Source organism: Bradyrhizobium sp. CCBAU 45321 (genome assembly GCF_028128975.1).
GTDB lineage: Bacteria > Pseudomonadota > Alphaproteobacteria > Rhizobiales > Xanthobacteraceae > Bradyrhizobium > Bradyrhizobium yuanmingense.
Window position 1 is genome coordinate 1 of record NZ_LFKZ01000122.1, and the last position, 25,484, is coordinate 25,484.

The following is a 25,484-nucleotide window of genomic DNA, read 5'->3' on the forward strand; positions in this document are numbered from 1 at the left end:
CGGCAAGCCCGGGCCGCAGGGCAAGCCGGGCCCGGTCGGAAAGGCCGGACCGCCCGGCAAGCCCGGTCCGCAAGGCAAACAGGGCGAAGCCGGTCCGCGTGGGCCAGCCGGCGCTGCCGGGCCGCAGGGACCGGCGGGGCCGCAAGGCCCGCGCGGCGAGCCGGGTCCGCCCGGCCAATTGCCGTCGATCGAGCAGGTGCTGCCCTGGCTTGACCAGCTCTTCGACGCCTGGGACGAACGCCGCCGCCAGCGCGAGCGCGAAGCCGCTGAGCGCGAAGCGCTCGAAGCCGCCGTCCAGGAGACCGACGAGGCAACCGTCGATGACGAGGGCGATGACGTCGACGATCACCGGAAGAAAAAGAAAAAGAAGAAGCAGGGCAAGGATAGCCGACGGGTCTAGTCGGGCCGATCCTCGCGCCGCGGCAGCATGCCCATGCGCTCGAACTGCCAGCGCATGGCGCGATACCAGAGATAGCCGACCGCCGCGCCGCACAGGGCGAGGATGATCACATTCGCGCTCGAGAACGAGCCGCTCCACCACATCATCCACGCGGTCCACAGCAGCGTGAAGACGATGGCACCTGCTTTCAAAGGAAGAAGGGGGTGGCTCATGTCGTGCTCCGGGCGATCAAAACCCCGGCCGCCATCATCGCAAGCTGAGGCAGCAGATACCGTGAGCCAGATCACGGAGCACGCTGCCTGAGCTCACGCACCGAAGCGCAGCCGCGAACGCTCTTTCGCCTTTTCCGCCTCAACCTCGCGGTCGCGCGCCGGCGCATTGGTATGCAGCGAGGTCAGGAGTTTTCGCGCCGCCTCGGAGACCTCGGCCACCGCACGCTCGAACGCCACCTCGTTGGCCTGCGACGGCTTGTTGAAACCCGACAGCTTTCGCACGAATTGCAGCGCGCTGGCGTGGATCTCATCCTCCGTCGCCGGCGGCTCGAAGTTGAACAGCGTCTTGATGTTGCGGCACATGCACTTTCTCCCGGCGTTTTCCTGAAGACGAAGGTCCGAGCCGAAATCCTACATCCCCCTTCTCGCTTCTGCGACCAACTTGGTGGATGCGCATCGCCACAAGCTGCATCTCGCAGCGCATCATAAGCGGGGCGCCGGCATCGCATATTATTTGAGCATGCATTGCAGTGACGGCTCAGGCTTAATCCGTGCCAACGATAGGGAAAGACGCGCAGGACAATCGCGCGCCCATGGCACGATACGCGATGAGGAGGATCGCATGCACAGGCTCGCACTGTGCGTTTGGCTGGTTGCGGCGACAGCGCTGGCTAACGTTGCGTTCGCGCGCGACAATGGCCAATACGACCACGTTCCGCCCGACATCCGCGCCTGGTTCAAGAGCGTGATCGCGCCGAACGGGGTTCCCTGCTGTGACATCTCCGATGGCCATCGCACTGAATACGACGTGCGCAATGGCGCCTATTGGGTGCCGATCGAGGGACAATGGATGGAGGTGCCCGAACGCGCCATCATCCGCAACCAGGGCAACCCGATCGGCCAGGCCGTGGTGTGGTACGTCCACCACCGCGGCTCGATCATCATCAGCTGCTTCGTGCCGGCGGATGCGGTGTAACGCGCCTTGGTGATTTCCATTGGCTGGCGACGGCCCGATCGGGTAGCTTGAAGCCTAGCTGAAGCGGAGGCACGCCGTTGACCGATCTTAGCGCCGAAGACCTCGCCGCCATCTATGCCAAGCCGAGCCCGCGCGTGATCGCGAAGGCACGGCCCGCGATCGATGCGCATGCGAAGAAATTCATCGAGATGTCGCCATTCTGCGTGCTCGCGACATCGGGAGCGGACGGCAGCGTCGACGCTTCGCCGCGCGGCGGCGGCATCGGCTTCGTCCGCGTCGCCGGCCCCAACCAGCTGTTGATGCCCGACCGCTCCGGCAACAACCGCATCGACAGTTTCCGCAACGTGGTCGAAGGCTCAGGCTTCGTGCATTTGCTGTTCTTCGTGCCGGGCATCGAGGAGACGCTGCGCGTCGGCGGCCGCGGCACGCTGTCGGCCGACCCGGATCTGCTCGCCTCGATGGTGGAATTCGGCAAGCCGCCGCGCGCGGTGCTGAATGTCGCGGTCAGCGAGGTCTATTTCCACTGCGGCAAGGCGCTGATGCGCTCGAAGCTGTGGTCGTCGGAGAAGGTGCAGCGCTCGGTGATGCCGAGCATCGTCACGGTCATTCACGAGCAGACCGGCCTCGGCGAACCGGCGAGCCAGGAGGCCGTGGAAGAGCTCTACAAGACGCAGCTGTAGCCGAGAGCGGTTCCGCAAACCGAAACGTCGTGCGGCAGCACGTGGATGGCCGGGGTCAAGCCCGGCCATGACGATGGAGGGAGCCGGGCCCGAGCTTAGTGCCCCTCGCCCTCGAGCCCGCCGACATGCTTCTGGGTGTAGAGCTCAAGGCCGATGCGGCCGATCAGATCGAGCTGGGTCTCGAGGAAGTCGATGTGGTGCTCCTCGTCGCTCATCAGCTTCTCAAACAGGTCGCGTGTGACATAGTCCTTGGCGCTGTGACAGTAGGTCGCCGCTTCCTGATAGAGCGCCCGCGCGCTCATCTCGGCGGCGAGATCGCACTCGATGATCTCCTTGACGTTCTGGCCGATGCGCAGGGGATCGAGCACCTGCATGTTCGGAAAGCCGTCGAAGAACAGGATCCGCTCGGTGAGCTTGTCGGCGTGCTCCATCTCCTCGATGGACTCCTTGCGCCAGACCTTGGCCATGTCCAGCAGGCCCCAATTGTCGAGGAAGCGGTAATGCAGCCAGTACTGATTGATCGCAGTCAGTTCGTGACGCAGCGCCTTGTTGAGATAGTCGATGACTTTTGCGTCGCCCTGCATGGTTCACTCCAGCTCTTGCAGTCCAAATCGGTCCCAAACCGAGTTTAGAACGCTTCTAAATCACTTTGCGAGCGAGAGCAACCGGCTACGGGAACCCAGCCGGGGAAAAGCTCAGCCGGAATTGCGGAAGTTTTCAGCAGGCCGCGAGGGCGAACTCGGCGGGTTCGGCGGTCTCGTCGTTGGCGGCCACGGTGTGGCTATGCGGGCAGCCGGCGCAGCAGGACTGCGCACAGGGGCCGAGCGCTTCGTCGATGATACTCTTGATCGTCCGGGCGCAGCGGCCGCATTCGGCGCTGCAGCCGAGACAGCCATAGACCTGTTTGGCATGCCGCACGGCGTCGTCGGACTCGGCGACGGCGGCGCGGATATCATCATCGCTCAGCACATTACAGGAACAAACGATCATGGAAGCGGCAGGCCCTTCGGTGATGCGCCATCATCGATATTTAACAGGCCGGCCGGATGCAAAAGGAAAAACAGGTATTTGAAGCTATTCCAAACTGGCCTGATCAAAGCCTAGAACGGCTCTAAATCAAGCTCTTGCGCTGGATCAAGATTGTAGCCGGACTAGTCGCCGCCACCGCCGCCTCCTCCACCGCCGTCGCCACCGCCTCCGCAGTCGCCGCCGCTACTGCTGCTATCGCTGCTCGAACAGCTTGCGCCGTCGCTCGGGTTCCCCGAACTGCCGCCGGAGAACCAGCTTCCCAGCGAGAAGCCGTCATTCGTCCCGGAATAGGTGCTGTCCCCGCTACTCCCTCCGTGGCTGCCGGCGGTGGCGCGGGAGCGCCGTGCGCGGTTCTGGAGATGTGCGATCCAGCCGTAGCCGATCGCGAAAACGATCCCGGCCGCAATCAGAGCATTAACCATCGCGTTGCCCATCATCGTCTCCCGGTGGGACCCATACCAATTGGTCGTCTCCGGCAAAGGTGCCGTTCATTGATCATTCAAGCGAAATATGGAACCTTGCGGTCCAAAGGTTCCCGCGTGTTCGTCTGAAAGGTCAAGCAATGAAGAAGTCGCTCCTGGCGGTCGCTGCCGTCGCCATTCTGGCCCTGACGGCCGGAACGCCGGCCCATGCCCAGCGCGGTGTCGCGGCAGGCGTGGCGGCCGGGATCATCGGCGGCGCCATTGTCGGCGGCGCGCTGGCTTCTCCGTATTATTACGGACCAAGCTATGGCTACTATGGGCCGGGTTACTATCCGCCGCGCTACTACGCCCCGGGTCCAGGCTATGTTGCCGACGACTATTACGGCGCCTGCGTCTGGCAGAAGCAGCGCTTCTGGGATGGCTATGCCTGGCGCGTCCGTCGCGTCCGAGTCTGCGGCTGAGGCGCGCCAAGCCGGTTGACTACGGATGCGCCGTTCATCTCAGGGCCTGAAAAAGACCGCTTTTTCTCGTCACAGCTCCGTGTGCGTTTACCGTGGATTGACCATTTGCGCGCTTCCTAGCTGCAAGGCCAATTCCATCAGAGTGTGCGTGAACCTTTGAAACCCGGGCGCCTCTAACAGGAGGAACCCATCTCCCAGGAGAGCCAAGAGCATGAACAAGACTTTAGTTGCCGCGCTCACGGTCGCGACGGTCGCCGGTTCGCTGGTGACCGCCGCTCCGTCCGCGAAGGCCCATGACGGCGTCGGCGCCGGTATCGCAGCCGGCCTGATCGGTGGCGCCATCGTCGGCGGCGCCATCGCCTCCAGCCGTCCCGCCTATGGCGGCCCCGTTTACATCGCCGAGCCCCCGCCGCCCGCGCCCTGCTATTGGCGCCGCGAGCGCTATTGGGACGGCTACGGCTGGGTCAGCCGTCCGGTTCGCGTTTGCTACTGATCTGATTGCCTGGCGCATGCGCGCCGCGATCGGAAAGCCCGGCCGAGAGCATTGGCCGGGCTTTTTGTTTGCGCACGCTATCGCGCCGCCTGGATCGAACGCAGCACCTCTTCGCTCGGCCAGCAATCGACCTTGAGGCCCGCCGACTTCTGATAGGCGCCGAGCGCGGCACGCGTCTGCATGCCGGCCTTGCCGTCGATCTTGTCCTTGTAGAGTCCGATCCGCATCAACCCGCGCTGCATGGTCTCGACGTCCTTGGTGCGCAATTGCTTCGAGGCGGACCAGGGCGTTGCGAACGGCAGCGGGCTCGTCATGCGGTCGCTGAGATGGCCGACGAACAGCACGTAGAGATCGGAGAAATTGTATTCCTTGATGACGAAGTAATTCTTCGTGGTCAGGAATGACGGGCCGTAGATGCCTTCGGGCTGGAGCAGCGAGGCCGGCTGCGCCTGCTCGGCGGCGCTGAGCTTTTGGCCGCGTACCGGGACAAAACCCTCGCGCAGCCATTGGCCGATCGGCTTCGTCACCTCTGGCACGCCCGTCGTGCAATCGACCTTCGGCGGCGCCTGCACCTCGTAAGCCCAGCGCACGCCGCTCTGCCAACCCTTGTTGACGAGCTGCTGCGCAGCCGAGGCCAGCGCATCCGGCACCGAGTGCCAGATGTCAATGCGGCCATCGCCGTCGAAATCGACGCCATGCTTGTAATATTCGGACGGCAGGAACTGGGTGAGGCCGGTCGCGCCGGCCCAGGACGAGCGCATGTCCTTGCGCGTGACGACGGCCTCATCGAGGATCTTGAGCGCGGCAATGAACTCGTTGCGATACTGATCCTTTCGGCGTCCGACATAGGCCTGCGTCGCCAGTACGCGCACCAGATCGTAGGGCAACGTGTGCCGGCCATAGTCTGTCTCGCGGCCCCAGATGGCGAGCATGACGGTCGCCGGCACCCCGGACTTCTTCTCGATCTCGTCCAGCGAGGTACGATGCTTTTGGAGCAGCCGCTGCCCCTCGCCTGCAAGCCGCGCGATCGAGGCTTCCTTGACGTAGTCGGCCGGCACCTGCACGAACTCGGCCTGCGACGGCGCGCCAGTCGCCGGCCGCCCGGGCAAGAGCAGATCGGGCAGCTTGTAATCGGGCTCGAGTCCGCGCGTCTGCTCCTCGAACGTCTTGCGCGAGACGCCGGCCTCCTGCGCTTCCGGCCACAACGAGGCGATGAACTGTGTGAAGGCGGCGTCGCCAGCATGGGCGGGCGAGCAGCCGCAGGCGATAACGATCACCGCAGCAATAAGCGCCCGCCGCATCATGCCGCGATCACCGCGTCAGCTTCTTGTACTTCACGCGGTGCGGGATGATGCTGTCCTGGCCGAGCCGGCGCATCTTGTCCTTCTCGTAATCCTGGAAATTGCCTTCGAACCATTCGACGTGGCTCTCGCCCTCGAAGGCGAGGATGTGCGTCGCGATGCGGTCGAGGAACCAGCGATCGTGGCTGATGATGACTGCGCAGCCGGCAAAATCCTCTAGCGCCTCTTCGAGCGCGCGCAGCGTGTCGACGTCGAGGTCGTTGGTCGGTTCGTCGAGCAGCAGGACGTTGGCGCCAGACTTCAGCATCTTGGCGAGGTGGACGCGGTTGCGTTCACCGCCCGAGAGCGCGCCGACCTTCTTCTGCTGGTCCGCGCCCTTGAAGTTGAACGACGAGCAATAGCCGCGCGAGTTGACTTCCTTCTTGCCGAGCAGGATCAGTTCGTTGCCGCCAGAGATCTCCTCCCACACGGTCTTCTTGCCGTCGAGCGCGTCGCGCGACTGGTCGACGTAACCGAGATGCACGGTCTCGCCGACCGTGATCGTGCCCTTGTCAGGCGTCTCCTGCTTGGTGATCATCTTGAACAGCGTGGTCTTGCCGGCGCCGTTCGGACCGATCACGCCGACGATGCCGCCCGGCGGCAGCTTGAAGGTGAGATCGTCGATCAGGAGACGATCGCCGAAGCCTTTGCTCAGGCCTTCGAAATCGACCACGTTGGCGCCGAGCCGCTCGGCGACCGGGATGATGATCTGCGCGGTCTGGGTCTGCTTCTCGCTCGCCTTCTTCAGCAGCTCCTCATAGCGCTGGTAGCGCGCCTTCGACTTGGCCTGGCGGGCCTTCGGCGACGAGGCGACCCATTCCTGTTCGCGGGCCAGCGTCTTCTGGTGCGCCGCATCCTCGCGACCCTCCTGCTCCAGACGCTTCTGCTTCTGCACCAGCCAGGACGAGTAATTGCCCTCGTACGGGATGCCGCGGCCACGATCGAGCTCGAGGATCCAGCCGGTGACGTTGTCGAGGAAGTAACGGTCGTGGGTGACGATCAGGATCGCACCGGGATAGTTGCGCAGGTGCCCTTCCAGCCACGACACGGATTCCGCGTCGAGATGGTTGGTCGGCTCGTCCAGCAGCAAGAGCTCGGGCTGGTCGAGCAGCAGGCGGCACAGCGCGACGCGGCGGCGCTCACCGCCCGAGAGCTTAGTCACGTCGGCATCGTCGGGCGGACAGCGCAGCGCGTCCATGGCCTGGTCGACCTTGCTGTCGAGATCCCACAGGCCCTGGGCCTCGATCTCGTCCTGCAGCTTGGTCATCTCGTCGGCGGTCTCGTCCGAATAGTTGACCGCGAGCTCGTTGTAACGGTCCAGGATCGCCTTCTGCTTGGCGACGCCCTGCATGACGTTTTCGCGCACGGTCAGCTTGGAATCGAGCTGCGGCTCCTGCTCGAGATAGCCGACGCGGGCGCCCTCGGCGACCCAGGCTTCGCCGGTGTATTCCTTGTCGAGACCGGCCATGATCTTGAGCAGCGTTGACTTACCCGAGCCGTTGACGCCGAGCACGCCGATCTTGGCGTCCGGGTAGAAGCTCAGATGGATGTTATCGAGCACCTTCCGGGTCGGGTAGCTCTTGGTCAGGCCCTGCATGAAATAGATGAACTGGCGCGCCATCGGTCCCGTGAAACCTTCGATTTGAGGAAATTTGCTTGCCGCCGATGTAGCGATCCCGCCCCCAAAGGGCAACGTTTTCCGTCCGTTCACCACGGATGAATACGGTCAGGAAACCATCCGGCCACCGATCCGGACAATTGAAACCATCTTTTAATAAATCAGGCCAAAGCTCGGTTTCGCGCGGAAACAGCGCCACCCGCTCAGAACGAACGGGGAGCACAGCGAGGCCGCATCATGGCTCTGATCGAGACCCATTCTCTTCCTGTTCCGGCAGGAGCCGGGCGCGACTCCGGGTTCGCCTCGGAGATCAAGGCCTTCTGGAAGCGCTTCTTCGTCACCGCCTTCAATCCCTACCGGCCCGAGCTGCATTACATGCGCGGCCCCGGCCCCGCCTGGCGCGCCAAGCACGGCATGGATGCACCGTTCCGCTTGAAGCCCCGCGACCTCTGAGCGACGATCTCCTATCGGATTTTTGAAGGCGCAGGCTGCTTGCGCGCCGGCGCGATTGCGCGCAAACCATGGCCAGGTTCCGATGACGGCGCCCGCCCGGCGCCTTCACCTCTCGCCATGGATGAACGCTGATGAGCCGGCTGCGCTGCGCAATCCTCGACGACTATTTCAATCTCGCCCTCGACGTCGCCGACTGGCCGAAATTGTCGGATCGCGTCGACGTCACCGTGTTCAGCCATCCCTTCGCCTCCGAGCAGGCCGCAGCCAGTGCGCTCACCGACTTCGAAATCATCTGCGCGATGCGCGAGCGCACGGCGTTTCCCAAGAGCCTGTTCGATCGCCTGCCGAAGCTGAAGCTGCTGCTGACGTCGGGCATGCGCAACGCTGCGATCGACATCGAGGCCGCGAAAGCGCGCGGCATCGCCATCGGCGGCACGCAATATTCCCGTGATCCGACGGCGCCGCTCGCCATGGGTCTGATCCTGGAGTTGACCCGCGGCATCGGCCGCGAGAACGCGCGGATGCATGCGGGCGAGTCCTGGCAGACCTTTGCCGGTGTCGAGATCGAAGGGCTGACGCTCGGCGTCGTCGGGCTCGGCAAGCTCGGCAGCAAGATGGCGGGCATTGCGAAGGCGTTCGGCATGAACGTGATCGCCTGGAGCCCGAACCTCACCGCGGAGAATTGCGCGGCCGTCGGCGTCGGCTACGCCACCAAGGAGGAGCTGTTCGCCAAGGCCGACATCGTCACCATCCACGTGGTCTTGAGCGAGCGCTCGCGTGGCCTCGTCAGCCGCGCGGATCTTGCGCGGATGAAACCGACGGCCTTCCTGGTCAATACCGCGCGCGGGCCGATCGTGGATGAGCAGGCGCTGCTGGACGCTTTGCAGCAGCGCAAGATCGCAGGTGCCGGATTGGACGTGTTCTCGGTCGAGCCGCTGCCGGTCGACCATCCCTTCCGCAAGCTCGACAATCTCGTGCTGACGCCGCATCTGGGCTACGCCACCACGGATGGTCTGCGCATCCATTACGGCCAGATGGTCGAGGCGATCGCCGCCTTCACCAAAGGCGGCGATCTGCCGCGGAAGCTGGCCTGAACGAAAAGGGCGTGCCGACGGCACGCCCTTCGCAATCTCATCGAGTTGAGGCCCTCAGCGCACGGTGACCGGCGCGGGCAGCGGCGGCACAACGGTGGGCTGCGTCCCCGGGACCGGGCCCGCCTGGGCGGACATCGGAGCCGGCCCGGCAGCGCTCTGCGTCGGCGCGGCGGAGGCCGTCGCCGTTCCCGGCGGCGGACCACCCGGCATCACGACAACGCGGGTGCCGACCTTGACGCGCTCGAACAGGTCGGAGACGTCCTCGTTCAGCATGCCGATGCAGCCGGAGGAGACGAACTTGCCGATCGTCGAGGGCTGGTTGGTGCCGTGGATGCGGTAGACGGTCGAGCCGAGATACATCGCGCGGGCGCCGAGCGGATTGCCCGGGCCGCCGGCCATGAAGCGCGGCAGATAGGGCTGGCGCTCGATCATCTCGGTCGGCGGATGCCAATCCGGCCACTCGGCCTTGCGGGTGATCTTCTGCACGCCGGTCCAAGTGAAGCCGTCGCGGCCGACGCGGACACCGTAGCGGATCGCACGGCCGCCTCCGAGCACGTAATAGAGGTAGGTGTTGGGCGTATCGACCACGAGCGTGCCGGCCGGCTCCTTGGTCTGGAACGCGACCTCCTGACGGCGCAGGTTCGGCGGCAGCTGCACCGGTGCAGCATCGGGCTGCTCCTCGGGCGGCAGCGCGGCCAAGGCCACCGGGCGGCCATCCGTGCCCACGGGCGGCTGTCCGGCCTGGACCGCCCCGGTCGCGGCAGGACCGCCCACAGCCTCGGGCGGACGCAGGCCATCATTGGCGGGCGATTGCTGAGGCGGACGGTCGGCGTAGATCACCGCCGGCGGACCGGCGGGCCGGCCGTAGCGGGGATCGTCGGGCGACATCACGGGGCCCTGCGGCGCGGCCGAATAGACCGGCGGGGCGCCAGCCGGGCGCCCATAGCGCGGATCATCCGGCGACATCACCGGACCTTGGGGCGGGGCAGCCGAATAGACCGGAGGCGCGCTCATCGGACGACCGTACCGCGGATCGTCGGCCGGACCGGGCGGCGGCAGCGAGGCATGCGGCATCGCCTCGTCGTCTTCGTCGAGCGCGTCGAAATTTGGCATGCGGTCACCGGGCCGATATTCGGCCGGTGCGCCATAGCCGGGCACCTGCTGGATCGGATAGCTCTGAGCCTGAGCGAGCGAGGTTCCCGCCGCAGCGACTGTTGCGGCAGCGCATATCGTCAGAAAGTGTTTGATCATCATCGCTCTTGTATAGTCCCCAAGCCCGATCGGACCGTTAACGGCCAGATGACGGAAGATAGCGGCACATTCAAGACATATCAGGCGTATTTGCGCCGGATTTGCCGATTTGTGATCCGCAAGACTACCGTTGCCCCGTTGCATCACGGGGCTGAAATCGTGTCGCGCCTTCGATTGGCGCGACGGTCGACCGCGATTTTAACGGAACGATGCGGAGACGTTGCGATATGGTCGAATCAGCCTGATTCGCCACCTTTTTGAGCTCCGATCCCGCGTGGCGAACGCGGCAAGCAGTACCGTCACCGCGTTCAGATGGCTCTTGAGCCCCGGCCACTCCGCCGCCGGGGCGGAAATTCGCAATCGCTCAATGCTTCCCGGCTTTCGCTTCCTGTTTGCCGCGATCCTGCTGTCAACCTCCATCCTGGTGTTCGGCCTAGGGGCCGCCGCGCTGCTCCGGGCGACCCATCAGCAATATGTTAACAACCCCGGCTGGCGGAACGGGCCGCAGGAGCAGGTGTTTGCGCAAGCGCCCGAGCCGGCCCAGCCGGTGCTCGCGGTGCTGCGGGCCGAGCCGGAGCCGCCCGCCGAGACCACGCCATCGCTGCGCGACCAAGTGCCGACCATCGCTCTGCCCTTGAGCGAGCCCGAACAGGTGGCCGCACTCACGACCGAGACCGACGTCCAGCCTGAGGCCGCCGCGCCCCTGGCTGAAGTGCCGGCCATCGAACCAGCCAAGCCCGAACCGACGGTGGCGGCCGCAGCGCCGGCTTCGATTGATACGCTGACCCCCGCCGACACCACGGCCGGGATTCCCGAGGCCCAGCCTGCCGCAATCGCCAACGAGCCGGAACCGGCTGACCCGGCCCTCGCCGCCGCGGCGCTCGATGTCGCCTCCGCAAGGCTCGCTGCGCTGAACGCTGCCACGGCGGCGACGGACGCGCCGGCGAAGGCCAGAACCGAGAACAGCAAGGTCGAGAGCACCAAGTCGGACAGCAAGGCGACCAAGCGCAAGGCCAAGGCCAAGAAGCGCCAGCGCGTGGTGCGGCGCCCGCCGCCTCAGCAGCTGCAGCAGCAGCTCGATCCGTTCGGTCAGCAGCAGCCGGCTTTCGCGACAACAACGACCGCACGCACGCGGTGATCTTCTTCACCTCGCCCCGCTTGCGGGAGCCGATCTGGAACGCTCACAGAGGTCGTCATGCCCGGGCTTGTCCCGGGCATCCACGTTCTTCGTACTGCGCGTCAAGGCGTGGATGGCCGGGACAAGCCCGGCCATGACGCTGTGGAAGCGCGAACGCATCCAATACTCATATCACGCCGGGCCGGTCGCGATGGCCGGGCCGCCGGCCTGGCCCCATTCCGACCACGAGCCGTCATAGAGCGCGGTGTCGGTGATGCCGAGGCGGTAGAGCGCGAGCGTCAGCACGCCGGCCGAGACGCCGGAGCCGCAGCTCGTCACGATCGGCGCATCCAGCTTGACACCGGCATTGGTGAAGGCGGCGCGGAGCTCGTCGAGCGGCTTCATCTCGCCGGTCGCGGCATCGAACAGCAGATTGTAGGGCACGTTGCGGGCGCCGGGGATGTGGCCGGAGCGGATGCCCGGGCGCGGCTCGGGCGCGCGGCCTTCGAAGCGATCGGCGGCGCGCGCGTCGATCACCTGCTCGTTGCGGCTTTCGACATTGGCGATCAGTTGCTGCATGCTGCGCACGCGGTTTGCGTCATAGCTCGCCGTGAAGGTCGCAGGCTTCGGCTTGACCTCACCGCTCTCGGTCGCGCGTCCCTCGGTGCGCCACTTCTTCAGGCCGCCATTGAGAATGCGCACGTTGCTGTGGCCGTAGGACAGGAACATCCACCACGCACGAGGCGCTGCGACCCAGCCGCCGGCATCATAGAGCACGACGGTGTCCGCGTTGGAGATGCCGAGATTGCCCACGTCGCGGCCGAACTGCTCCGCGCTCGGAAACATGTGCGGCAGCGGGTTGGAATGATCCGACACCGCATCGACGTCGAAGAACACGGCGCCCGGCAGATGCGCGGCGAGATAATCGTCCTTCGGCAGCGGCAGCACGCCCGGCAGCTTGAAGCTGGCGTCGAGGATCTTGACGTTGGCATCGCCGATGTGAGCAGCGAGCCATTCGGTGGAGACGAGGGGGTCGGTGGCGATGGTCATGGGCTTTTCCTTGCTGTCATTCCGGGGCGCGCGCAGCGCGAGCCCGGAATCCATCGCGCGGCAGAGTCGGCGGATGAATGGATTCCGGGCTCGCGACTTCGTCGCGCCCCGGAATGACGAGAGGGGTCACCCCTTCTTCTTCGGCTCCCATTTCTCCGTGGGCCCCCCGGCATCGCGCCAGGCGGCGTAGCCGCCGGCGATGTGGGCGACGGGCTTGAGGCCCATGTCTTGCGCGGTCTTGGCCGCGAGCGCAGAGCGTAAGCCCCCGGCGCAGTGGAACACGAACTTCTTGTCCTCCTGGAAGATCGGCTTGGCGTACGGGCTCTGCGGGTCGATCCAGAATTCGAGCATGCCGCGGGTGCAGGCGAAGGCGCCGGGGATGCGGCCGTCGCGCTCGATCTCGCGGGAATCGCGGATGTCGACGATGACGACGTCGCCGTTCTTGGAGATCTCGATCGCGTCCTTGGCGGTGAGCGTCTCGATCTCGGCATTGGCCTCGTCGATCAGCGCCTTGATGCCGCGGGTGATGGTCTGGGGCACGTGCTTCTCCCTCTTGTTGTCATTCCGGGGCGCGCGTAGCGCGAGCCCGGAATCCATTCCTCTACATGCACTGCGCCCGATGGATTCCGGGTTCGCCCTTCGGGCGCCCCGGAATGACGACGGGAGGCATCAGTGCGTCAATTCCTTCATCGCGGCTTCCAGCCCCTCGATCGTGATCGGATACATCCGATTGGCGAAGATGCGCTTGATGATGGTGGTGGATTCCGAATAGTCCCAGTGCTTCTGCTGCACCGGATTCAGCCACACCGTATGCGGATAGGTGCGGATGATGCGGTCGAGCCAGACCGAGCCCGGCTCCTCGTTGACGTGCTCGACCGAGCCGCCGGGCACCATGATCTCGTAAGGCGACATCGAGGCGTCGCCGACGAACACGACCTTGTAGTCGTGCGGGTATTTGTGCAGCACGTCCCAGGTCGGCGTGCGATCGGTGAAGCGGCGCTTGTTCTGCTTCCACACGCCCTCATAGAGGCAATTGTGGAAGTAGAAATACTCCATATGCTTGAACTCGCTCTTTGCCGCCGAGAACAGCTCCTCGACCTGCTCGATATGCGCATCCATCGAGCCGCCAATGTCGAAGAACACCAAGAGCTTCACCGCGTTGCGCCGCTCGGGTCGCATGTGCACGTCGAGATAGCCGTGATTGGCGGTCTCGCGAATGGTGGTGTCGAGATCGAGCTCGTCCGGCGCGCCGGTGCGGGCGAATTTGCGCAGGCGCCGCAGCGCCACCTTGATGTTGCGGATGCCGAGCTCGACATTGCCGTCGAGATCCTTGAACTCGCGCTTGTCCCACACCTTCACGGCGCGGTTGTTGCGGTTCTTCTCCTGGCCGATCCGCACGCCTTCGGGGTTATAGCCGTGCGCGCCGAACGGCGAGGTGCCGGCGGTGCCGATCCACTTGCTGCCGCCCTGGTGACGGCCCTTCTGCTCCTCGAGGCGCTTCTTCAGGGTCTCCATGAGCTTGTCCCAGCCCATCGCCTCAATCTGCTTCTTCTCTTCTTCGGTCAGGTATTTCTCGGCGAGCTTCTTCAGCCACTCCTCGGGGATCTCGGCCTTCTCCATGGCGTCGAGCAGGCTTTCCAGCCCCTTGAACACGGTGCCGAAGACGCGGTCGAACTTGTCGAGATTGCGCTCGTCCTTCACCAGCGAGGCGCGCGACAGGTAATAAAAGTTCTCGACCGTGTAGTCCGCAAGGTCGGCGTCGAGCGCCTCCATCAGCGTGAGGTATTCGCGCAGCGTCACGGGGACCTGCGCATCGCGCAGAGAGGTGAAGAATTGCAGGAACATGGGTGACAGATTGCCCGTCGGGTGGCGGACGTCAAGGGGCGCCGCTTCACCTCTCCCATCGGGAGAGGTGAAGCGCGAGCGCTTCGACTGAGGCTGGACCGGCAGGCTTTTTGCTCTAGAATTGGCGGCCTTCACGGGGTGGTTTGGGGAACGTTTGCAATGGGAATTGTCGCCGCGCTCATCATCGGCGCGATCGCCGGCTGGCTGGCCGGCAAGATTGTCCACGGGGCGGGATTTGGGCTGGTCGGCAACATCGTCGTCGGCATCATCGGCGCGCTGGTGGCGAGCTGGGTGCTGCCGCAGCTGCACATCCAGCTGGCAACCGGCACGATCGGCGCCATCGTCGATGCCACGATCGGCGCGGTGATTGTGCTCGTCATCCTTTCGCTGATAAAACGGGTCTGAAAGCCTGACCGAACCAGGAACGGCCGCCGCGAGCGGCCGTTCGCTTGTCGTGAGCAAGGCCATTGAGACTGGCAATGCCTTGCGACGACGACCAACAAGGACGCGCAATGAAATTTACCGGCACCAAGGACTATGTTGCGACCGATGACCTCAAGGTCGCCGTCAACGCTTCGATCGTGCTGGAGCGCCCGCTCCTGGTGAAGGGCGAGCCCGGCACTGGCAAGACGGTGCTGGCGGAGGAAGTGGCGAAGGCGCTGAACGCGCCGCTTCTGACCTGGCACATCAAGTCCACCACCAAGGCGCAGCAGGGCCTCTACGAATACGACGCGGTATCGCGCCTGCGCGACAGCCAGCTCGGCGATGCGCGCGTGTCCGACATCAGGAACTACATCAAGCGCGGCAAGCTGTGGGACGCCTTCACCAGCGAGCAGCGCCCGGTGCTCCTGATCGACGAGATCGACAAGGCCGACATCGAATTCCCCAACGACCTCTTGCTCGAGCTCGACCGCATGGAATTCCATGTCTACGAGACCGGCGAGACGATCAAGGCCAAGCAGCGCCCGATCATGATGATCACCTCCAACAACGAGAAGGAGCTGCCGGACGCGTTCCTGCGCCGCTGCTTCTTCCACTACATCAAGTTCCCCGACGCCGACACGATGGGCCGCATCGTCGACGTTCACTTCCCCGGCATCAAGAAGCGCCTCGTGGAAGAAGCCCTGCGCATCTTCTTCGAGGTCCGCGAGGTGCCCGGCCTGAAGAAGAAGCCGTCGACCTCGGAGCTCTTGGACTGGCTCAAGCTGCTGCTCAACGAGGACATGAGCGCCGAGCAGCTGCGCGAACGGGACCCGCGCAAGCTGATTCCGCCCCTGCACGGCGCGCTGCTGAAGAACGAGCAGGACGTGCATCTGTTCGAGCGGCTGGCGTTCTTGAGTCGACGGGAAGTGTGAGCCTCGGGCTCGCTCGCGATAGCGCCCCGCTGTCGCTTCAAACATTGGTGTCATTCCCCGCGAAGGCGGGGAATCCAGTACGCCGCAGCATCTCGATTGAATCACTCCTGTCTCGGAATACTGGATCGCCCGGTCAAGCCGGGCGATGACAGTGAGAGTGTGGCACCCGCCTGCTTCCCCATCGTCATTGCGAGCGCAGCGAAGCAATCCAGAATCTTTCCGCATTGACAGTCTGGATTGCTTCGCTGCGCTCGCAATGACGGAGCAAGCCAATTCAATTTGCTGACATACCTTCGCAGCCTCGCGGCTCATCTCGCCCGAGCTTTGCTTCATTCCGTCGCCCAAAAGAAAGAGGGCGCAGGGAAGACCGGGTGCCGAAGGGCACCCGCGGTCCGCTGCGCGAAAAGCACACGCAGAAAACCGCACAGCAGCATACAGGTGTCGCCGATCACTCGGCCTTCCCTGCGCGATGGTCGGACGGCTTATGCCGCGCTCTCCCGGGAGCCGAATTCCTTCTGGCCTCCCTCGCCCCGCGAATTGACGATGCCGTCCGCCCGGTTGGGTTCGCGCGCATCTCCGCAGCCAGCTTGACCGTAGCAACGACGGCCAGGACCACACGGTTTTGCCGTACGCAGCTCATCCGGCTTCGCCAAGAGGCTTCGCCGGACTTCAGCGCCGTTCGTCTGCACGGGGGCCTCGGGCTCACAGGGACTACCCGCCCTGCCCGCACCCATCGTGCCGACGCTGCCGCGTCCACCGCAACCCGGCCCGCGTTTCGAACGACTCGCGAACCGCCCCTCTTCGTCGGGCCGGGCTGTTCAGGTTATGCCGCAATTCCGAATTTCGGTAAAGCGGAATATTTTTGCGGGAAGGGGTTGACGGGGCAGCGACACAGCCGGTCTCGTAGGGTGGGTTAGCGTCAGCGTAACCCACCTCTTTCGTTTCTGCATCGGCAGAAGTGGTGGGTTACGCTACGCTAACCCACCCTACGCAGTCGTGCCTCACGCCACCGCGGCGTCCGGAATCCTTGCGGCTTCCATCGGCTGCTTGCCGCGGATCAGGTCGGAGGCGCGGTCGGCGATCATCATGGTGGATGCATTGAGGTTCGCCGAGATCATGCGCGGCATGACCGAGGCGTCGATGACGCGGAGGCTTTCGAGGCCGTGGACGCGGAGATGGTCGTCGACCACCGCCCAGGTGGAATCCGCCGGGCCCATGCGGCAGGTGCAGCCGGGGTGGAACGTGGTGGTGCCGCGCTCGGTGGCGGCGTGCAAGAATTCGTCGTCTGTGTTGACGTTGGGGCCGGGGAAATCCTCGTAGGCGTAATAGGGCGACAGCGGCGCGGACTTCAGCAATTTGCGCGCGAGCTTCATGCCGCCGACGATGACGCGGCGGTCGAGCTCGGCATCGAGATAATTGGTCTGGATGATCGGCGGCGCGAACGGATCGGATGAGCGGATGCGGACATAGCCGCGGCTCTCCGGCCGCTGCTGCCAGGACGCCACCGTCATGCCGGGCTCATCCTCGAGCTGGCCCTGCACGCCCTCCTTGTAGCTTGCCGGCGTGAAGGTAAGCTGCAGATCGGAGCTCTCCGCGCTCTCGCCGGAATGCCAGAAGCAATAGACCATGGTCGGCGACAGCGACAGCAGGCCGCGGCGCGCGGTGGCCCATTTCGCCGCCTCGACCCAGAGACGCCAGCCGCGGCGGAGCTCGTTGATGGTCTTGATGTCCTTGACCCGCGCCACCGTGCGCGGGGCGTAGTGATCCTGCAGGCCCTCGCCGACCGGCAGCGCGTGACGCACGGCGATGCCGTGCTGCTGCAACAGATCCGGCGAGCCGATGCCGGAGAGCTGCAGCAGCTGCGGCGAATTATAGCTGCCGCCTGAGAGGATCACCTCCTTGTTGGCGCGCACTTCGACGGGATGGCCGCCGCGGCCGCCCTTCATGTAGCGCACGCCGACGGCGCGCTTGCCCTCGAAGATGATCTCGGTCGCGTGCGCATGCGTATGCACATGCACGTTGGGCCGCTTCATCGCCGGCTTGAGGAACGCGGTGGCGCCGGAGACGCGCAGGCCGTTGTTGATGGTGCGCTGGCAGTAGGAGACGCCTTCCTGGGTCTTGCCGTTGTAATCGGGATTGCGGGGAATGCCGAGCGAGACCGCGCCTTCCATGAAGGCCTCGCAGAGCGGATCGCGCCAGTTCATGGTGGTGACGATGAGGTTGCCGTCGCGGCCGCGATAGGTGTCCTCGCCCTCGCCGATCCGCTTCTCCAGTCGGCGGAAATAGGGCAGCACGTCGGCATAGCCCCAGCCGCGATTGCCCATCTGCGCCCAGGTGTCGAAATCCATGCGCTGGCCGCGATTGTAGATGTGGCCGTTGATCGAGGACGAGCCGCCCAGCGTCTTGCCGCGCGGCGCGTAGATGCTGCGCCCGCCGGTCCAGGGACCGGGCTCCTGCTGATAGGCCCAGTTGATGCTCTTCATGTGGAAGGTCTTGATGAAACCCGCCGGCAGATGGATGTAGGGGTGCCAGTCGGACGGGCCCGCCTCGAGTACGCAAACGGAGGTGTTGGGGTCCTCGCTGAGCCGGCTGGTGAGCACGCAACCGGCGGAGCCCGCGCCGACGATCACATAATCAAATCTATCCATGGTCCCTCGGCCGCCCCTAGCGCGGCTTGTCGTTGAGTTGAAATTCGAGATGCGCCTGCACCGTCGGCCATTCGGCGGCGGTGATGCTGTAGACGACGGTATCGCGCAACGTGCCGTTCGGCGCGACCTGGTGGCTGCGCAGGATGCCGTCCTGCTTGGCGCCCAGGCGCTCGATGGCGCGGCGGCTCTGGTGGTTGAAGAAATGCGTGCGGAACTCGACCGCGATGCAGTTCAGCGTCTCGAAGGCATGGCGCAGCAGCAGCAGCTTGCACTGCGTGTTGAGCGGGCCGCGCTGCGCGCTCTTGCCGTACCAGGTCGAGCCAATCTCGACGCGGCGGTTGGCGGCATCGATGTTCATGTAGGTGGTCATGCCGACGATCTTGCCGCCGGCATCGAACACGGTGAAGGGCAGCATCGAGCCCGCGGCCTGCAGGCCTAAGCGGCGGTCGATCTCCTTGCCCATGTTCTCCGGCAGCGGGATTGCGGTGTACCACAGCTTCGACAGCTCGCCGTCCTTGACCGCCTCGACCAGCCCTTCGCGATGGTCATGCGACAGCGGCTCGAGACGGGCGTGCTGTCCGCGCAGGGTGATGGGATCGGGCCAGGGCATTTCTCACTCCATAATGACTGCCGTCATTCCGGGGCGCGACGAAGTCGCGAGCCCGGAATCCATAACCACCGCCTGGGGTTATGGATTCCGGGCCTGCGTGCTGGCGCACGCATCCCGGAATGACGACGGATGTATTGGCACAACTCGTCCAGATACATTCACTTGTTCAGGAAATTCAACGGCAATCCGCCGCGCGGCCAGTCCATGGCGATCAGCTCGCCCTTGCCCGACAGCGTGATGTAGGCGGTCCTCAGCTCGGGGCCGCCGAAGGCGATGTTGGTGGTGACGCGGTCGCCGGTCGGGACCTGTTCCACCAGGGTGCCGTCGGGCGCGATCACCGAGATGCAGCCGGAGACGAGCGTGGCGATACAGACATTGCCGCCAGCTTCCACCGCGAGCGAGTCGAACATCTGGTAGCCGCCGAGGCCGCAGATCGGCTGGCCGCGCTCGCCGCGATAGATCGGATCGCGCGGCTTGAGCGTGCCCGGCGCCGAGAGCTCATAGGCCCAAAGCCGCCCGGTCGGCGTCTCCGCGATGTAGACCGTATTCTCGTCCGGCGACAGGCCGATGCCGTTGGCCGGCAATACGCCATGCACGATTTCGACGACCTCGCTCATGCCGGGCTTGAGGTAATACATGCCGCCGACGTCCATCTCGCGCGCGCGGCGCTTGCCGAGATCGGAGAACCAGAGGCCGCCGTGCTTGTCGAAGACGAGGTCGTTCGGCCCGCGCAGATCGTGGACGCCGCATTTGGTCACGACGGTCTCGACCTTGCCGGATTGCAGGTCGACGCGCTGGATCGCGCCGCCGAGATAATCGTCCGGCTGCGGACCCGGCATGATCATCTTGCCGGCCGGAATCCAGGAGAAGCCCCCATTGTTGCAGATGTAGATCTTGCCGTCGGGTCCGAGCGCGGCGCCATTCGGGCCGCCGGGAATCCTGGCCACGATCTCCTTGCGGCCGTCGGGATAGACGCGCGTCAGGCGCTGGCCGCGGATCTCCACCAGCACCACCGAACCGTCCGGCATCACGACCGGCCCTTCGGGAAATTCGAGGTCGGTGGCGAGAACGCGGACGTTGGACATCGGAGACCCTCCCGGCTGCTTGTTATGGCTTGCACGGGATGTCCGGCACGGGCCCCCGCAGACAAGATTTGCCTGCGGTTATGGCAAAGTCGCCGGAGCTTGCCAAGCAAGCGGGACGGTATGCCAGCGTTGCGTGTTATTCGCTGACAGGTATCCAGATTTCGAAGCCGCCGTTGCCGGTGGCGGGATCGAACTTTTCGTCATAGCGCTCGAAGTTGGGCGCGTCCGCGGCTTTCAGGCCAGACGCCGGCAGCCATTGATTCCAGATCGTGTTGACGGTGCGCCGGATCGAGGCGACGTGATCCTTGTGCGTGAACACCGCATAGCGCTGCTCCGGAATGCGGATGCGACCGAAGCGGCGCGGCAGGTCGGAGAAATCGGCGACCTCGACGCCGGCAATGTAATCGAAATTGCCGGCATCATCGCCGTTGCAGCAGACGCCGTAGGCGACGTTGCCGACGCGCGCGGGAATGTCGAGGACCTCCCGATTGAAGCGCTGCCATAGACCAGGGATCATGGCACCGTTGTCGCAGGAGATGCGCTCGGCGAGACCGGCGACGAGGAAGGCTTTTGCGGTCTCGAAACGCGGTGGGGCAAGATGGTCGAGCATGGTGGAGTCCATGAGGATCGGCTCCTGTAGCCTGAGCTGGTTGACGCACGCTGCCGCCCTCACCGCTTCGGGCGTGGTGCCGAATTGGTCGCGGAACGCGCGGGTGAAAGCTTCGTGCGAGCCGTAATCTGCCTCCAGCGCCAGCGACAGGATGTCCGGCGCTCCCTTTGCAAGACTGCGCGCCGCCTCACTCAGCCGCCGCGCGCGCACGTAGCGCATCACCGGCAGACCGACGGCTGCGGCGAACGCACGCACGATGTGGAACCGCGACACGCCCGAGATCGCAGCGATCTCGTCGAGCGTCATCGGCTCGGCCAGATGGCTCTCGATATACCAGAGCGCGCGCTGGGCTGGATTCATGTGGTTCAGGCCCTCGTTCGAAGCGCGGCGATGATGCGCCGGTCGGCATCACCCTGCTTGATCGGCATTGCGGTGCTCCGCATGAGGATAGCCGGCCAATGGAAGCTGGCAACGCCCCGGTGTTCGTGGCTACACTCACCGAAACCGCTCACGAGAAAGAGGAACCGGGTCATGGAAATCACCGATGTGCGGGCGCACCATATCCGCATCCCCTATGATGCCGGCGTCGCGAGCTTCCGCCAGGGCGCTTCCGCCATCACGGCCCTCGACATGGTCCTCGTCGAGGTCACGACCGATGCTGGGCTGACCGGCTGGGGCGATGCTTTCGCCTATGTCTGCCCGCACACGACGCGCAGCGCGGTCGAGGAGATGATCGCGCCGCAGGCCCGCGGGCTGAAGGTGCCCGATGCGGCCGGCATTGCCGCGGTGATGGAGCAGATCCAGCGCAACCTGCATCTGTTCGGCCGCTACGGCATCACGATGTTCGCGATCTCCGGGCTCGATATCGCTTTGTGGGACTTGGCCGCGAAGGTCGCCGGCGTGCCGCTGCATCGCCTGCTGGGCGAGATCAGGCGCACCGCCATTCCGGCTTACGCGAGCCTGCTCCGGATCGGCGCGCCCGACACCATCGCCGCCGAATGCAGGAAGGCGCTCGCGCTCGGCTATGGCGCGATCAAGCTGCACGAGACCACGACGCCTGCGGTGCTCGCCGCGCGCGCGGCGATCGGCCCGAGCATTCCACTGATGGTCGACATGAACTGCCCGCTGACCGGAGAGCAGGCGATCGCGTTCGCGGCGACATGCCGCGAGGCGCAGCCGATGTTCCTGGAGGAGCCGGTCTGGCCGCCGGAAGACTTCGCCACGCTTGCCGAGGTGCGCAGCAAGAGCGGCGTCGGAATTGCCGCCGGCGAGAATGCCTGCACCGAATATCAATTCCGCCAGATGATGGAGGCAGGCGCGGTCAGCCACGCCCAGCCGTCAGTTATCAAGGTCGGCGGCATCACGGAATTCCTGAAGGTCGCAGACTTGGCCGATCGGTCCGGCGTCAAGATCGTGCCGCACTCTCCTTACTTTGGCCCGGGCCTGCTGGCGACGCTGCATCTGCTCGCGACGCGCGACGACGGGCTGGTCGAGATGTTCTATCTGAAGCGCGAAGCCTGCCTCTGGGGCGGCCGCGCCGATGTCGATGCAAGCGGCCACGTCGCGGTGCCCACGGACCGCGGGCTTGGCTATGAGCCCGATCGCGGCGTGATGGAGCGCTATCGCGTGGCGTGACCGGCGCGCCTATTTCGCAGCATCCTTCGCCGGCGGCGCGTCCTGCTTCTTCTTCAGATCCTCGGCGGTCTTCGCCTGCGCGGCCTGGAGATCAAGAAGCGTCTTCTGCAGGCCGGCGACGGCTGTCTTCAACGCATCGATCTGGCGACCCGCCGCATCCAGCTTCTGCTGATGATCGAGGGAGAGCTTGGTGATCGTCTTCTGCAGGAAGTCGACATTGCTCTGAAGGCAGCTGGTGCGGCGTTCCATGGTCTTCTCGACCGTGCAGATCTCGATGCCGGGCACGTCCTGCGCGAGCACGGGCAGAGGCGCCAGCGCTGCGAGCAGCAACATTGCGAAACAAATGCCGGCGTTTCGAAGCAGCATGAAAGTTCCTCGCCAGTCGATCACATCAATGTGCGCTGTTTGCGCACTGCAGCGTGAGGCTACCACACTCGCACCGCATTCTCGCGTTGAGCTTGGGCTCGTTCCCCTTGGGACGGGGGAGCAGTGAACCGCATGCGGAAGAAGTGGGCGCTCTCCGCGGCTTTGTTTAGGGGAGATTTTCGGAATGGCAACGCGCGATAGACGTTTGGCGGAATTCGACGGCGCCGGAGAACCACCGCCGGGCCTGCCACTCGAAGTGCTGTGCGAGGATCACAGCGGGACCTATCAACTGCCGTTCGCCTGCCGCTATGTCGAGGGACGCTGGCAGAACCACGAGGCCGGGATTGCGGTGGAAGCAACCGTGATCGGCTGGCGCCTGCCGCGCGTGAAGCAGCGCGGGGCCGCCTGAAGGCGGTGTCTGTTTCAAAATGCGACGGGGCGGCGCTGCGCTTTAACCTTCGCAACGCGGCCCGAACGAATCACGTCCGAATCAGCCGAAGCGCCTTGTACGCACCTGTTCACGGCTAGATCTCGCTGCGGTTCGGCAGGCGCGCACAATATCTGCGCAGCCGGCCGGATCGCAGGCGCCTGTCACCGGGTCCAAAGGTTAATTGTTGCAAAGGCATAGCGCTGCGGTCCGCAGCGGAGGGCCGCCGCCCCCGAAACAGGCACAGCCGTGCAACGCCTGCCTAATATTCGACCTCGAGCTCCTCGATCTCGGCCGGCTCCTCCTTTGCCGCCGCGACCCATTCCTGCATCTCGGGCATGGCCATGATGGTGTCGGCATAGGCCTTCAGCGGCGGTGCGAGCTTAACGTCGTAGGTCACGAAGCGCGTCACGACGGGAGCGTACATCGCATCCGCCATGGTGCGCTTCTCGCCAAACAGGAAGGGACCGCCCGATTTCTCCAGGCAGTCGCGCCAGATGAACCAGACGCGGTCGATATCGGCCTGCGCCCGCGACCAGATCTTGAAGCCGGGAAAGTGCCCCTTCAGGTTGACCGGCAGCGAGGCGCGCAAAGTGGTGAAGCCGGAATGGATTTCGCCTGAGATCGAGCGGCAATGGGCGCGCTGGATGCGGTCGGCCGGCAACAGGCCTGCGTCCGGCATCACCTCGTTGAGATATTCGGCAATCGCCAGCGTGTCCCAGACCACGGCGCCCTCGTGCCGCAGGCACGGCACCAGGATCGAGGACGACAGCAGCAGGATCTCCGCGCGCGCCGACGGATCGTCCGGCGCGGTGACGATCTCCTCGAAGTCGAGCCCGGAGAATTTCGTCAGCAGCCAGCCACGCAGCGACCAGGACGAGTAGTTCTTGCTGCTGATGGTCAGTGTCGCCTTCGCCATAGAGCCCTTCCCTCACGCCTGGGCAACGCACCCCGCGCGTGCGTGCCCGTGATCTGTGCCTACCCGCCCGGGGCGCAGCAAGCGACGTGCCAATTTTCCGGGCGGTCCGGCTCCCGTCTGGCTTCGATATTGCATCACGACAGGAGGCAAGTGGGCGCTTCAGTATGATGTCGATGTATTATCAGGCTTTTCAGAACCACATGGACCTGACTGCGCCATGGCGCGCGGGGGCTTCGTCCGCACTCAAATTCCTCAATCTGGTGCCTCAGGGCTCATCGGACCAGGTGGTCGGCCGGCTGTCGGCCGCGCTGGAGCTGATCTCGCGCTCCACCCTCACCTATGACCGTCCCGCCTACGGCATCGACAGCGTCATGGTGGGCAACCGCGAGGTCGCAGTCAGCGAGGAGATCGCCTACGCGACGCCGTTCGGCTCGCTGCTGCACTTCAAGAAAGAAGGCGTCGGCGAGCAGCCGCGCATGCTGCTGGTGGCGCCGATGTCCGGACATTTCGCCACGCTCCTGCGCGGCACCGTGAAGACGCTGCTGCAGGACCACGACGTCTACATCACCGACTGGCACAATCCGCGCGACATCCCGCGCAGCGAGGGCCGCTTCGGGCTCGACGACTACACCGAGCACCTGATCGACTTCCTTGGGCAGCTCGGGCCGCGCCCGCACATGGTGGCGATCTGCCAGCCGTCCGTCTCCGCGCTCGCGGCTGCCGCGATCATGTGCGAGGACAACCATCCCTCGCGCCCGGCGACGCTGACGCTGATGGCCGGCCCGATCGACACGCGGATCCAGCCGACCAGGGTCAACGAGTTCGCCAAGAGCAAGCCGATCGAATGGTTCGAGCGCAATCTGATCAACTACGTGCCGGTGCAGTGCCGCGGCGCCCTGCGCAAAGTCTATCCCGGCTTCGTGCAGCTCAGCGCCTTCGTCTCGATGAATCTCGAGCGCCACATCAAGCAGCACATGGACCTCGCCAACCACATCGCCAAGGGCGAGAAGGAGAAGGCCGCGACCATCAAGACCTTCTACGACGAATATTTCGCCGTGATGGATCTGCCGGCCGAGTTCTACATCGAGACCGTGCGCGACGTGTTCCAGGAGCACCTCCTGCCGCAAGGCAAGCTGATGCATCGCGGCCGTCAAGTGAACACCAAAGCCGTCAGTCGCATGGGGCTGATGACGGTCGAGGGCGAGAAGGACGACATCTGCTCGATCGGCCAGACGCTCGCCGCCCAGGACCTCTGCACCGGCGTGCGCGCCTATCGCCGCGTCCACCACATGCAGGCCGGCGTCGGCCATTACGGCGTGTTCTCCGGCAAGCGCTGGAACAACGAGATCTATCCGCTGCTGCGGGACTTCGTGCACGTGAATTCGTGA

General features: G+C 64.9%; 30 protein-coding genes. 13 read left to right on the forward strand and 17 right to left on the reverse strand.

Features of this window, described 5'->3' with window-relative positions; all coding sequences use genetic code 11:
- Positions 1 to 400: collagen-like protein (locus tag ACM43_RS18110; protein WP_271541855.1), on the forward strand; the 400-nt coding region annotated here is incomplete at its 5' end.
- On the opposite strand, the gene ACM43_RS18115 is transcribed toward ACM43_RS18110, so the two are convergent.
- Complete coding sequence (locus ACM43_RS18115) at positions 397 to 612, reverse strand: hypothetical protein (protein ID WP_157281653.1); 216 nt, start codon at positions 610 to 612, stop codon at positions 397 to 399. The genes ACM43_RS18110 and ACM43_RS18115 overlap by 4 nt on opposite strands.
- A gap of 93 nt (positions 613 to 705) precedes the next feature.
- Positions 706 to 975, reverse strand: a complete 270-nt coding sequence (locus tag ACM43_RS18120) for a DUF2277 domain-containing protein (RefSeq protein ID WP_157281655.1) — start codon at positions 973 to 975, stop codon at positions 706 to 708.
- Positions 976 to 1,234: 259 nt separating this feature from the next.
- Here ACM43_RS18120 and ACM43_RS18125 point away from each other — a divergent pair, with 259 nt between their 5' ends.
- Both ACM43_RS18125 and ACM43_RS18130 read left to right on the forward strand, forming a co-directional pair.
- Positions 1,235 to 1,588 carry a hypothetical protein gene (locus ACM43_RS18125; RefSeq protein WP_271541860.1) on the forward strand — a complete coding sequence of 118 codons (354 nt, stop codon included), beginning with the start codon at positions 1,235 to 1,237 and terminating at the stop codon, positions 1,586 to 1,588.
- Between the two features lie 77 nt (positions 1,589 to 1,665).
- Positions 1,666 to 2,268: an MSMEG_1061 family FMN-dependent PPOX-type flavoprotein gene (locus ACM43_RS18130; RefSeq protein ID WP_271541862.1), complete on the forward strand. Its 603-nt coding sequence runs from the start codon at positions 1,666 to 1,668 to the stop codon at positions 2,266 to 2,268.
- Between the two features lie 95 nt (positions 2,269 to 2,363).
- Here ACM43_RS18130 and bfr read toward each other — a convergent pair whose 3' ends face one another.
- From bfr to ACM43_RS18145, 3 genes are all read right to left on the reverse strand, one after another.
- The gene (gene bfr, locus ACM43_RS18135; protein WP_036013205.1) at positions 2,364 to 2,852 is read right to left on the reverse strand and encodes a bacterioferritin; all 489 of its coding nucleotides are present in this window, start codon (positions 2,850 to 2,852) and stop codon (positions 2,364 to 2,366) included.
- A gap of 133 nt (positions 2,853 to 2,985) precedes the next feature.
- Entirely contained in the window at positions 2,986 to 3,258 is a 273-nt protein-coding gene (locus ACM43_RS18140; protein ID WP_036013202.1) for a (2Fe-2S)-binding protein, read from the reverse strand.
- Between the two features lie 161 nt (positions 3,259 to 3,419).
- Positions 3,420 to 3,734: a hypothetical protein gene (locus tag ACM43_RS18145; protein ID WP_271541866.1), complete on the reverse strand. Its 315-nt coding sequence runs from the start codon at positions 3,732 to 3,734 to the stop codon at positions 3,420 to 3,422.
- A 125-nt stretch (positions 3,735 to 3,859) separates the two neighbouring features.
- Here ACM43_RS18145 and ACM43_RS18150 point away from each other — a divergent pair, with 125 nt between their 5' ends.
- Both ACM43_RS18150 and ACM43_RS18155 read left to right on the forward strand, forming a co-directional pair.
- The gene (locus ACM43_RS18150) at positions 3,860 to 4,180 is read left to right on the forward strand and encodes a hypothetical protein (protein WP_271541868.1); all 321 of its coding nucleotides are present in this window, start codon (positions 3,860 to 3,862) and stop codon (positions 4,178 to 4,180) included.
- Positions 4,181 to 4,391: 211 nt separating this feature from the next.
- Positions 4,392 to 4,673, forward strand: coding sequence for a hypothetical protein (locus ACM43_RS18155; protein ID WP_036013199.1), 282 nt, complete (start codon positions 4,392 to 4,394; stop codon positions 4,671 to 4,673).
- Between the two features lie 77 nt (positions 4,674 to 4,750).
- Here ACM43_RS18155 and ACM43_RS18160 read toward each other — a convergent pair whose 3' ends face one another.
- Positions 4,751 to 5,977, reverse strand: coding sequence for a lytic murein transglycosylase (locus ACM43_RS18160; RefSeq protein WP_271541870.1), 1,227 nt, complete (start codon positions 5,975 to 5,977; stop codon positions 4,751 to 4,753).
- A 7-nt stretch (positions 5,978 to 5,984) separates the two neighbouring features.
- Complete coding sequence (gene ettA / locus ACM43_RS18165; RefSeq protein ID WP_157281665.1) at positions 5,985 to 7,634, reverse strand: energy-dependent translational throttle protein EttA; 1,650 nt, start codon at positions 7,632 to 7,634, stop codon at positions 5,985 to 5,987.
- A 234-nt stretch (positions 7,635 to 7,868) separates the two neighbouring features.
- Between ettA and ACM43_RS18170 the strand changes: the two genes are divergently transcribed.
- Entirely contained in the window at positions 7,869 to 8,084 is a 216-nt protein-coding gene (locus tag ACM43_RS18170; protein WP_128263772.1) for a hypothetical protein, read from the forward strand.
- Positions 8,085 to 8,215: 131 nt separating this feature from the next.
- Positions 8,216 to 9,178 carry a D-2-hydroxyacid dehydrogenase family protein gene (locus tag ACM43_RS18175; protein WP_271541875.1) on the forward strand — a complete coding sequence of 321 codons (963 nt, stop codon included), beginning with the start codon at positions 8,216 to 8,218 and terminating at the stop codon, positions 9,176 to 9,178.
- Between the two features lie 54 nt (positions 9,179 to 9,232).
- On the opposite strand, the gene ACM43_RS18180 is transcribed toward ACM43_RS18175, so the two are convergent.
- On the reverse strand, positions 9,233 to 10,429 hold the full coding sequence (locus ACM43_RS18180; protein ID WP_271541877.1) for a L,D-transpeptidase family protein: 1,197 nt from the start codon (positions 10,427 to 10,429) through the stop codon (positions 9,233 to 9,235).
- A gap of 367 nt (positions 10,430 to 10,796) precedes the next feature.
- Here ACM43_RS18180 and ACM43_RS18185 point away from each other — a divergent pair, with 367 nt between their 5' ends.
- Positions 10,797 to 11,567 carry a hypothetical protein gene (locus ACM43_RS18185; protein ID WP_271541879.1) on the forward strand — a complete coding sequence of 257 codons (771 nt, stop codon included), beginning with the start codon at positions 10,797 to 10,799 and terminating at the stop codon, positions 11,565 to 11,567.
- A gap of 171 nt (positions 11,568 to 11,738) precedes the next feature.
- On the opposite strand, the gene sseA is transcribed toward ACM43_RS18185, so the two are convergent.
- The 3 genes from sseA to ACM43_RS18200 form a co-directional block, all read right to left on the reverse strand.
- Entirely contained in the window at positions 11,739 to 12,596 is an 858-nt protein-coding gene (gene sseA, locus ACM43_RS18190) for a 3-mercaptopyruvate sulfurtransferase (protein ID WP_271541880.1), read from the reverse strand.
- 126 nt (positions 12,597 to 12,722) lie between these two features.
- Positions 12,723 to 13,136: a rhodanese-like domain-containing protein gene (locus tag ACM43_RS18195; protein WP_271541882.1), complete on the reverse strand. Its 414-nt coding sequence runs from the start codon at positions 13,134 to 13,136 to the stop codon at positions 12,723 to 12,725.
- Positions 13,137 to 13,265: 129 nt separating this feature from the next.
- The gene (locus ACM43_RS18200; RefSeq protein WP_036013185.1) at positions 13,266 to 14,441 is read right to left on the reverse strand and encodes a vWA domain-containing protein; all 1,176 of its coding nucleotides are present in this window, start codon (positions 14,439 to 14,441) and stop codon (positions 13,266 to 13,268) included.
- A 159-nt stretch (positions 14,442 to 14,600) separates the two neighbouring features.
- On the opposite strand from ACM43_RS18200, the gene ACM43_RS18205 reads away from it, so the two are divergent.
- Together ACM43_RS18205 and ACM43_RS18210 are read left to right on the forward strand one after the other, a co-directional pair.
- Positions 14,601 to 14,846: a GlsB/YeaQ/YmgE family stress response membrane protein gene (locus ACM43_RS18205; RefSeq protein ID WP_024339459.1), complete on the forward strand. Its 246-nt coding sequence runs from the start codon at positions 14,601 to 14,603 to the stop codon at positions 14,844 to 14,846.
- 107 nt (positions 14,847 to 14,953) lie between these two features.
- The gene (locus ACM43_RS18210) at positions 14,954 to 15,796 is read left to right on the forward strand and encodes an AAA family ATPase (RefSeq protein ID WP_036042145.1); all 843 of its coding nucleotides are present in this window, start codon (positions 14,954 to 14,956) and stop codon (positions 15,794 to 15,796) included.
- 1,001 nt (positions 15,797 to 16,797) lie between these two features.
- Here the strand turns inward: ACM43_RS18210 and ACM43_RS18215 are convergent.
- The 4 genes from ACM43_RS18215 to ACM43_RS18230 form a co-directional block, all read right to left on the reverse strand.
- Positions 16,798 to 18,444, reverse strand: coding sequence for a GMC family oxidoreductase (locus ACM43_RS18215; RefSeq protein WP_271541886.1), 1,647 nt, complete (start codon positions 18,442 to 18,444; stop codon positions 16,798 to 16,800).
- Positions 18,445 to 18,460: 16 nt separating this feature from the next.
- Positions 18,461 to 19,054 carry a GNAT family N-acetyltransferase gene (locus ACM43_RS18220; protein WP_271541887.1) on the reverse strand — a complete coding sequence of 198 codons (594 nt, stop codon included), beginning with the start codon at positions 19,052 to 19,054 and terminating at the stop codon, positions 18,461 to 18,463.
- 158 nt (positions 19,055 to 19,212) lie between these two features.
- Complete coding sequence (locus ACM43_RS18225) at positions 19,213 to 20,139, reverse strand: SMP-30/gluconolactonase/LRE family protein (protein WP_271541889.1); 927 nt, start codon at positions 20,137 to 20,139, stop codon at positions 19,213 to 19,215.
- Positions 20,140 to 20,275: 136 nt separating this feature from the next.
- Positions 20,276 to 21,109 carry an AraC family transcriptional regulator gene (locus ACM43_RS18230; RefSeq protein WP_271541891.1) on the reverse strand — a complete coding sequence of 278 codons (834 nt, stop codon included), beginning with the start codon at positions 21,107 to 21,109 and terminating at the stop codon, positions 20,276 to 20,278.
- Between the two features lie 171 nt (positions 21,110 to 21,280).
- Between ACM43_RS18230 and ACM43_RS18235 the strand changes: the two genes are divergently transcribed.
- Entirely contained in the window at positions 21,281 to 22,384 is a 1,104-nt protein-coding gene (locus ACM43_RS18235) for a mandelate racemase/muconate lactonizing enzyme family protein (RefSeq protein ID WP_271541893.1), read from the forward strand.
- A gap of 9 nt (positions 22,385 to 22,393) precedes the next feature.
- On the opposite strand, the gene ACM43_RS18240 is transcribed toward ACM43_RS18235, so the two are convergent.
- Positions 22,394 to 22,750: a hypothetical protein gene (locus ACM43_RS18240; RefSeq protein ID WP_271541895.1), complete on the reverse strand. Its 357-nt coding sequence runs from the start codon at positions 22,748 to 22,750 to the stop codon at positions 22,394 to 22,396.
- 184 nt (positions 22,751 to 22,934) lie between these two features.
- Between ACM43_RS18240 and ACM43_RS18245 the strand changes: the two genes are divergently transcribed.
- On the forward strand, positions 22,935 to 23,159 hold the full coding sequence (locus ACM43_RS18245) for a hypothetical protein (RefSeq protein ID WP_024339451.1): 225 nt from the start codon (positions 22,935 to 22,937) through the stop codon (positions 23,157 to 23,159).
- A gap of 280 nt (positions 23,160 to 23,439) precedes the next feature.
- Here the strand turns inward: ACM43_RS18245 and ACM43_RS18250 are convergent, their stop codons facing one another.
- Positions 23,440 to 24,096, reverse strand: a complete 657-nt coding sequence (locus tag ACM43_RS18250; protein ID WP_157281691.1) for a glutathione S-transferase family protein — start codon at positions 24,094 to 24,096, stop codon at positions 23,440 to 23,442.
- Positions 24,097 to 24,260: 164 nt separating this feature from the next.
- Between ACM43_RS18250 and ACM43_RS18255 the strand changes: the two genes are divergently transcribed.
- Entirely contained in the window at positions 24,261 to 25,484 is a 1,224-nt protein-coding gene (locus ACM43_RS18255) for a polyhydroxyalkanoate depolymerase (RefSeq protein ID WP_271541897.1), read from the forward strand.

Coding starts and splice junctions, on each gene's coding strand:
- ACM43_RS18245 (WP_024339451.1), top strand. CDS start 22,935: ATGGCAACGCGCGATAGACGTTTGGCGGAATTCGACGGCGCCGGAGAA.
- ACM43_RS18150 (WP_271541868.1), top strand. CDS start 3,860: ATGAAGAAGTCGCTCCTGGCGGTCGCTGCCGTCGCCATTCTGGCCCTG.
- ACM43_RS18160 (WP_271541870.1), bottom strand. CDS start 5,977: ATGATGCGGCGGGCGCTTATTGCTGCGGTGATCGTTATCGCCTGCGGC.
- ACM43_RS18120 (WP_157281655.1), bottom strand. CDS start 975: ATGTGCCGCAACATCAAGACGCTGTTCAACTTCGAGCCGCCGGCGACG.
- ACM43_RS18145 (WP_271541866.1), bottom strand. CDS start 3,734: ATGATGGGCAACGCGATGGTTAATGCTCTGATTGCGGCCGGGATCGTT.
- ACM43_RS18140 (WP_036013202.1), bottom strand. CDS start 3,258: ATGATCGTTTGTTCCTGTAATGTGCTGAGCGATGATGATATCCGCGCC.
- ACM43_RS18235 (WP_271541893.1), top strand. CDS start 21,281: ATGGAAATCACCGATGTGCGGGCGCACCATATCCGCATCCCCTATGAT.
- ettA (WP_157281665.1), bottom strand. CDS start 7,634: ATGGCGCGCCAGTTCATCTATTTCATGCAGGGCCTGACCAAGAGCTAC.
- ACM43_RS18210 (WP_036042145.1), top strand. CDS start 14,954: ATGAAATTTACCGGCACCAAGGACTATGTTGCGACCGATGACCTCAAG.
- ACM43_RS18230 (WP_271541891.1), bottom strand. CDS start 21,109: ATGAATCCAGCCCAGCGCGCGCTCTGGTATATCGAGAGCCATCTGGCC.
- ACM43_RS18115 (WP_157281653.1), bottom strand. CDS start 612: ATGAGCCACCCCCTTCTTCCTTTGAAAGCAGGTGCCATCGTCTTCACG.
- ACM43_RS18185 (WP_271541879.1), top strand. CDS start 10,797: ATGCTTCCCGGCTTTCGCTTCCTGTTTGCCGCGATCCTGCTGTCAACC.
- ACM43_RS18240 (WP_271541895.1), bottom strand. CDS start 22,750: ATGCTGCTTCGAAACGCCGGCATTTGTTTCGCAATGTTGCTGCTCGCA.
- ACM43_RS18155 (WP_036013199.1), top strand. CDS start 4,392: ATGAACAAGACTTTAGTTGCCGCGCTCACGGTCGCGACGGTCGCCGGT.
- ACM43_RS18200 (WP_036013185.1), bottom strand. CDS start 14,441: ATGTTCCTGCAATTCTTCACCTCTCTGCGCGATGCGCAGGTCCCCGTG.
- bfr (WP_036013205.1), bottom strand. CDS start 2,852: ATGCAGGGCGACGCAAAAGTCATCGACTATCTCAACAAGGCGCTGCGT.
- ACM43_RS18220 (WP_271541887.1), bottom strand. CDS start 19,054: ATGCCCTGGCCCGATCCCATCACCCTGCGCGGACAGCACGCCCGTCTC.
- ACM43_RS18250 (WP_157281691.1), bottom strand. CDS start 24,096: ATGGCGAAGGCGACACTGACCATCAGCAGCAAGAACTACTCGTCCTGG.
- ACM43_RS18205 (WP_024339459.1), top strand. CDS start 14,601: ATGGGAATTGTCGCCGCGCTCATCATCGGCGCGATCGCCGGCTGGCTG.
- ACM43_RS18170 (WP_128263772.1), top strand. CDS start 7,869: ATGGCTCTGATCGAGACCCATTCTCTTCCTGTTCCGGCAGGAGCCGGG.
- ACM43_RS18225 (WP_271541889.1), bottom strand. CDS start 20,139: ATGTCCAACGTCCGCGTTCTCGCCACCGACCTCGAATTTCCCGAAGGG.
- ACM43_RS18180 (WP_271541877.1), bottom strand. CDS start 10,429: ATGATCAAACACTTTCTGACGATATGCGCTGCCGCAACAGTCGCTGCG.
- sseA (WP_271541880.1), bottom strand. CDS start 12,596: ATGACCATCGCCACCGACCCCCTCGTCTCCACCGAATGGCTCGCTGCT.
- ACM43_RS18125 (WP_271541860.1), top strand. CDS start 1,235: ATGCACAGGCTCGCACTGTGCGTTTGGCTGGTTGCGGCGACAGCGCTG.
- ACM43_RS18215 (WP_271541886.1), bottom strand. CDS start 18,444: ATGGATAGATTTGATTATGTGATCGTCGGCGCGGGCTCCGCCGGTTGC.
- ACM43_RS18175 (WP_271541875.1), top strand. CDS start 8,216: ATGAGCCGGCTGCGCTGCGCAATCCTCGACGACTATTTCAATCTCGCC.
- ACM43_RS18255 (WP_271541897.1), top strand. CDS start 24,261: ATGATGTCGATGTATTATCAGGCTTTTCAGAACCACATGGACCTGACT.